Genomic DNA, 6,000 nt, shown 5'->3' with positions numbered 1-6,000 from the left:
TGGGACGGGACCTACTACATCGCGATGGAGCACCTCGACGGCCGCGCGCTGAAGCAGGTCGTCAGCGACGAGGGGCCGCTGGATCCGGCGCACGCCGTGGATCTCGTCATCCAGATCCTGCGCGCGGCCAAGTTCGCGCACAAGCGCGGGGTCATCCACCGCGACCTCAAGCCGCACAACGTGATCGTCGACGCGGAGTCGCGCGCGAAGGTCACCGACTTCGGGATCGCGCTGGCCGGGGCGTCGGACATGACGCAGACCGGCTCGATCATGGGCACCGCCCAGTACCTGTCGCCCGAGCAGGCCCAGGGACAGCCGGTGACCGGGCAGTCCGATCTGTACGCGATCGGCGTCATCCTCTTCGAGCTGCTGACCGGACGGATCCCGTTCGACGGCGACAGCGCGGTGACCATCGCGCTCAAGCAGGTGCAGGAGACGCCGCCGCCCCCGTCCACGTTCAATCCCGCGGTTCCGCCGGACCTCGACGCGGTCGTGCTCCACGCGCTCGCGAAGGATCCCGCCCACCGGTTCCCCGACGCCGACGCGTTCATCGCTGCGCTCGAGGACGTCGCCTCCCGCCTGCCCGCCCAGGGCACGCACACGGGGTCCACCGGGGTGAGCTCGGTGGCCGCGGCCGGCGCGATGGCCGGGTACGCGGTCGCCGATCAGCAGCACACCCAGGTCTCCGGCAGCCTGCCGGCGGTGACCGGGTACGAGGCGTACGGATACCCGCCCGCCGGGACGCCGCCCGAGGGCCCCGCCGGCGACGACGACGGCCGCAGGTGGTGGATCGCCCTGCTGGTGGGGGTCCTGGTCGCCGCGGCGATCGTGGGCGTCCTGCTGCTCAGCGGCGGGAACAAGCTCACCGTGCCGGATGTCCGGGGCGCCGACGAGGCCAGCGCGCAGCAGCGCCTGCGCACCGACGGCTTCTCGACCGACGTCGTGCGCAAGATCGATCCGACCGCCCCCAAGGGCCAGGTGATCGGCCAGATCCCCAGCCCGGGCACGAAGCTCGAGAAGAACGGCACGGTCACGCTGACGGTCAGCGACGGCCCCGGCACCGCACGGGTCCCGGACGTCACCGGTCAGGGGCGGGCGGCCGCCACCAAGCGCCTGAAGGAGGCCGGATTCCTGGTCCGGGAGCGTGAGGAGTTCTCGACCGAGGTCACGGAGAACCGCGTCATCTCGACGCTGCCCGCGGCCGGCGAGTCGCTCGAGAAGGGCGCCACCGTGACGATCGTCGTGTCCACCGGGACCGAGCGCGTCAAGGTGCCGTCGGTCGTCGGTCAGGCCAAGGACGAGGCGACCGCGACGTTGGAGGACGCCGGGTTCGAGGTGACGGCGCGCGAGCAGGAGAGCGCCGACAAGGACCCCGGGACCGTGCTCGCCCAGGACCCCAAGGGCGACAGCAGCGCGCCGAAGGGATCCCGCGTCACCATCACCGTGGCCAAGGAGCCCGAGACGGTCGACGTCCCCAACGTGGTCGGCAAGTCGACGGCCGACGCCGTGGCGACGCTCTCGGCCGCCGGGTTCGCGGTCGTCCAGCAGACACGGTCCGTCGACGGACCCGCGCAGGACGACGTGGTGCTGGCTCAGAGCCCGCGTTCGGGCACCCTCGAGAAGGGCCAGAAGGTGACGATCACGGTCGGCAAGTTCAGCCCCGACCTCGATCCGGACCCGACGCCCACCCCGGAGCCGACGACGACCAGCACCACGCCCGAGGCGAGCGGGTGAGGGTCGCGGTCCTGGCCGGAGGCCGCTCCTCCGAGCACGACGTCTCGCTCAACTCCGCCGCCGCGGTCCGGGCCGGTCTGATCGAGGCGGGGCACGACACCGCGTGGGTGCTGCTGGACCGGGACGGACGCTGGCTCGCCGAGGACGGCACGCAGCTCGTCCTGTCGCCCGGCACCGGGCTCCTGGGGGCGGACGTCGTGTTCCCGGTCCTGCACGGCCCGTTCGGCGAGGACGGCACGGTGCAGGGCATGCTCGAGCTGCTGGACGTCCCGTACGTCGGGTCGGGCGTGCTCGCCAGCGCGGCCTGCATGGACAAGGTGGTCTTCAAGGACCTCATGGCGCAGGCCGGGATGGCGCAGGTGGACTACGAGCTCGTGCTCGCGTCGGGGGGCACCGGCCCCGAGGTGTGCGCCGGCCTGGAGCGCCTCGGATTCCCGTGCTGGGTGAAGCCCGCGCGCCTGGGGTCCAGCGTGGGCATCGTCAAGGTCCGCGCCGCGGAGGACCTGCCGGCGGCGCTCGCCACGGCGTTCGCGCACGACGCGCGCGTGATCGTCGAGGCCGGGGCGAGTGGTCTGGAGGTCGAGTGCTCCGTGCTCGGGCCGACCGAGGCGCCCGAGGTCTCCCGGCTCGGGGAGATCGTCATCCAGAGCGAGTGGTACGACTACGAGGCGAAGTACACCCCGGGCGGTATGGAGCTCGTCGTGCCGGCCCGGATCAGCGAGACCGCGCAGGCGCGGGTCCGGGAGCTGGCCGCCGCGGCGTTCACGCGCGCGGGGTGCAGCGGGCTCGCCCGCGCGGACTTCTTCGTGGACGGCGAGACGGTGCTCCTGAACGAGCTGAACACCAAGCCCGGGTTCACCGCCACGAGCGTCTACGGGAAGCTCTGGGCCGAGAGCGGCCTGCCCTACCCGGAGCTCGTCGACCGGCTCTGCCGGATCGCGCTGGACCGTCACCGCGCCGAGCGCGCCCAGCAGTTCTGAGCGGGACGCCGGCGGTCAGCCCAGCGTGCCGGCGTCCGGCGGCACGTCCACGGCGTGCTCGCGCAGCGCCTCCAGCGGCACGATGTCCAGCGCACGCTCGTGGGTCGAGGCGAGGACGACGTAGGCCGCGGCGCCGTCCTCGTGGGCGCGCAGCCAGTTGCGAGCGGTGACGCACCAGCGGTCGCCGGGTACCAGGCCCGGGAAGCGGAACGCCGGGACGGGCGTGCTGAGGTCGTTGCCGATCGACCGCTGATGGTCGAGGAACTCGGCGGTGACGACCGCGCAGATCGTGTGGCTGCCGATGTCCTGCGGCCCGGTGCTGCAGCAGCCGTCGCGGTAGAAGCCGGTGAGCGGATCGATCCCGCAGGGTTCGAGGTCGCCACCGAGGACGTTGCGGTCGGTCACGGGCGCAGTATCGCCGTCCGGCTCAGCGGAAGAGCACGACTTCGCTGATCTCGGCGCTCTTCTTGCCCTTGGGCAGGCCCGTGATCCAGATCAGGTAGTAGCGGAACTGCTGCCCGGCGGTGTCGAGATCGATGCTGGTCTTGCTCGTCTGCGCGTCGATCGTCGCCAGCTCGGTCCACCCGTCGGACGGGAACGTCGACGGCACGGAGGACTTCGCGACGTACACCTTGCCGGTCCAGCCCGGGGTGGGGGTGCTGATCGACATCGCCCGGGCGGCGAGGCCGGGCTTGGCGTCGACGTAGACGCCCACGCCGAGATCGGCCCGGTCGGCCGGGGGCTTCGTCTTGGTGATGACGCCGCCGTCGTAGCGCTCGGTGTCCCAGACGGAGTTCGGGTCCTTGTCGAGGATGAACTTCACCGAGTCGGAGTGCTCGGCGCCGTCGCCCTGCGGGTCGTAGTCCTTGGCCCGGTCCTGGCCGAGGCTCACCGCCTCGAGCCCCTTCGGGGCCGGGACCCCTCCGGTGTTGCGCGACCCGGTCCCCCGCTCGACGCGGTCGCCGGACGCGAGGATGGCGCCGACCACGACGACGACCGCCGCCAGCGCGCCGAGCGCGGCCAGCCAGCGCCACGGCTGGGTCACCCGCGACGGGAGCCGCCGGCGCGTACGGGCCGGGAGGGTGCGCAGGACGGCGGTGGCCTCGCCGGTCGCCTGGCCGCTGCGTGAGGTCTCGAGGACCAGGACGTCCTCGAGGTCCGCGGCCATCGCGGCGGCGTCGGGGTAGCGCTTGTCCAGGTCCTTCGCGGTCGCCTTGTCGAGCACGGCGGCGAGCACCGTGCTGACCTCCGGGCGGCGGACCTGGATGTCGGGCAGCTCCTCGCGGACGTGCTTCATCGCGACCGCGACCTGGTTCTCGCCCTTGAACGGGACGTCGCCCGTGAGCATCTCGAACATCACGATGCCCAGCGAGTACAGGTCCGACTGCCCGGTGACCGCGTGGCCGAGCGCCTGCTCGGGCGACACGTAGTCCGTGGTGCCGAGCACCCGGCCGTCGGCGGTGAGCCCCTCCTGGTCCAGCGTGCGGGCGATCCCGAAGTCCGTGACCTTCGCGCGGCCCTCGGCGTCGACGAGCACGTTCTGCGGCTTGACGTCGCGGTGGACGATCCCGCGCTCGTGGGCGGCCCCCAGCGCCCGGGCGATCTCGATGGCGTAGGCGATCGCCTCGCTGATCGGCAGCTTGCCGTTGCGGCGGATGCGGGCCTTCAGGGTTTCGCCCTCGACGTACTCGAAGACGATGTACGGCGTCGGCCGGATCCGGTCGTCCTGCTCGCCCGCGTCGATGACCGTGACGATGTGCGGGTGGTTGAGCTGCGCGACGGCGCGCGCCTCGCGGCGGAACCGCTCGAGCTGATCGGCGTCCGTGACGCCCTGGGCGTGCAGGACCTTGATCGCGACCTGCCGCTCCAGCACCGTGTCGAAGGCCCGGTAGACGGTCGACATCCCGCCGGCGCCGACGTGGGCGTCCAGCCGGTAGCGGTCGTTGAGGAGCGTGCCGACCGTGACGGTCACTGGACGTATTGTGCTGCAGGGGCGGTCGGGCGTGTCACGTCACCCCTGATTCGGCGCCCAGGCGTCGTCACCTACGTCCCGGTGCCGCCTGGTACGGGAGTTTCAGGCGGTCGCAGCGCGCGGGCGGAACTGCGGCCGGCCGGGTGACCGGCCGCAGCGGGCCGCGGCTCAGCCGCGCAGCAGGTTCAGGACCGAGTTCGGTGCCTGGTTGGCCTGGGCGAGCATCGCCTGCCCGGCCTGCTCGAGGATCTGGGTCTTGGTGAGCTTGACCATCTCCTCGGCCATGTCCACGTCGCGGATGCGCGACTCCGCCGCGGTGAGGTTCTCGGCGTAGACACCCAGGTTGCGCAGCGTGTGCTCGAGGCGGTTCTGAGCGGCGCCGAACGCGGAGCGCTGGGAGGTGACGGCGTCGATCGCGGCGTCGATCTCGGAGATGTCGGCGGTACCCGTCGCGGACAGCGAGTAGTACGCGGTGCCCACGGCCGAGCCGAGGCTGATGGTCGCGACGGCGATGGTCTGGCCGTCGTTGGCCCCCACCTGGAACGTGATCGAGGACGTGGAGTTCAGCAGCTGCAGCCCGTTGAACTCGGCCGCCGAGCCGATGCGCTCGATCTCCGACGCGAGCTGGTTGACCTCGGTCTGGATGGCGTCACGCGAGGCCTGGGAGAGGGCGCCGTTCTTGTACTGGACGGCGAGCTCGCGGACCCGCTGGAGCATGGAGTGGACCTCGTCGAGGTTGCCCTCGGCGGTCTGCACGAGCGAGATGGCGTCCTGCGAGTTGCGCTGGGCCTGCGCGAGACCGCGGATCTGGCCGCGCATCTTCTCGGAGATGCCGAGACCCGCGGAGTCGTCGGCGGCGCGGTTGATGCGGAAGCCGGAGCTCAGGCGCTCCATCGACTTCGACACACCCATGTTGGTCTGGACGAGCTGGCGATGCGCGTTGAGCGCCTCGATGTTGTTCTGAATGCGGAGGGACATCCGGTCCTTGTCCTTTCGGGATTCTTCCGTGAGGTTCCGCCCGCGCCGGTGAGGGCCGGCAGGGAGGGCGGGCGGGGCGTGGGAGCCGTGGCTCCCGGTGTGGTCTACGTGGTGCTGGGGAGGTCGTCGGGGAGCTGGGCGATGTCCGCCGCGGCGGCCGCCGTGTTCTCCTCCTTCACCGCGGTGTAGATCTCCTCCCGGTACACGGGGATCGATTTCGGCGCGGCGATGCCGATGCGCACGCTCGACCCGCTGACCTCGATGACCTCGATCACGACGTCGTCGCCGACCATGAGCTTCTCTCCGGGGCGACGGGTGATGATGAGCATGTCGGTC

The 6,000-nt window shown here is 71.7% G+C and carries 6 protein-coding genes; 2 read left to right on the top strand and 4 right to left on the bottom strand.

The genetic code is table 11. The annotated features are described in order from the left end of the window. A partial coding sequence (locus tag ABYE80_RS02675; protein ID WP_372788467.1) for a PASTA domain-containing protein occupies positions 1 to 1,734 on the top strand: 1,734 nt, incomplete at its 5' end. After that, entirely contained in the window at positions 1,731 to 2,714 is a 984-nt protein-coding gene (locus tag ABYE80_RS02670) for a D-alanine--D-alanine ligase family protein (protein WP_372788466.1), read from the top strand. The genes ABYE80_RS02675 and ABYE80_RS02670, both read left to right, overlap by 4 nt. A gap of 15 nt (positions 2,715 to 2,729) precedes the next feature. Here ABYE80_RS02670 and ABYE80_RS02665 read toward each other — a convergent pair whose 3' ends face one another. The 4 genes from ABYE80_RS02665 to csrA all read right to left on the bottom strand — a co-directional run bounded on the left by ABYE80_RS02665 (position 2,730) and on the right by csrA (position 5,993). Beyond that, positions 2,730 to 3,119, bottom strand: a complete 390-nt coding sequence (locus tag ABYE80_RS02665) for a DUF2237 family protein (protein ID WP_372788464.1) — start codon at positions 3,117 to 3,119, stop codon at positions 2,730 to 2,732. Between the two features lie 22 nt (positions 3,120 to 3,141). Beyond that, the gene (locus ABYE80_RS02660; protein WP_372788463.1) at positions 3,142 to 4,686 is read right to left on the bottom strand and encodes a protein kinase; all 1,545 of its coding nucleotides are present in this window, start codon (positions 4,684 to 4,686) and stop codon (positions 3,142 to 3,144) included. Between the two features lie 168 nt (positions 4,687 to 4,854). Further along, positions 4,855 to 5,664 carry a flagellin gene (locus ABYE80_RS02655; protein ID WP_372788461.1) on the bottom strand — a complete coding sequence of 270 codons (810 nt, stop codon included), beginning with the start codon at positions 5,662 to 5,664 and terminating at the stop codon, positions 4,855 to 4,857. 104 nt (positions 5,665 to 5,768) lie between these two features. Next, complete coding sequence (gene csrA, locus ABYE80_RS02650) at positions 5,769 to 5,993, bottom strand: carbon storage regulator CsrA (protein WP_372788460.1); 225 nt, start codon at positions 5,991 to 5,993, stop codon at positions 5,769 to 5,771. Between the last annotated feature and the right edge of the window lie 7 nt (positions 5,994 to 6,000).

Source organism: Paraconexibacter sp. (assembly GCF_041602235.1).
Lineage (GTDB): Bacteria > Actinomycetota > Thermoleophilia > Solirubrobacterales > Solirubrobacteraceae > Paraconexibacter.
This window is presented reverse-complemented; position numbering and strand designations above follow the sequence as displayed.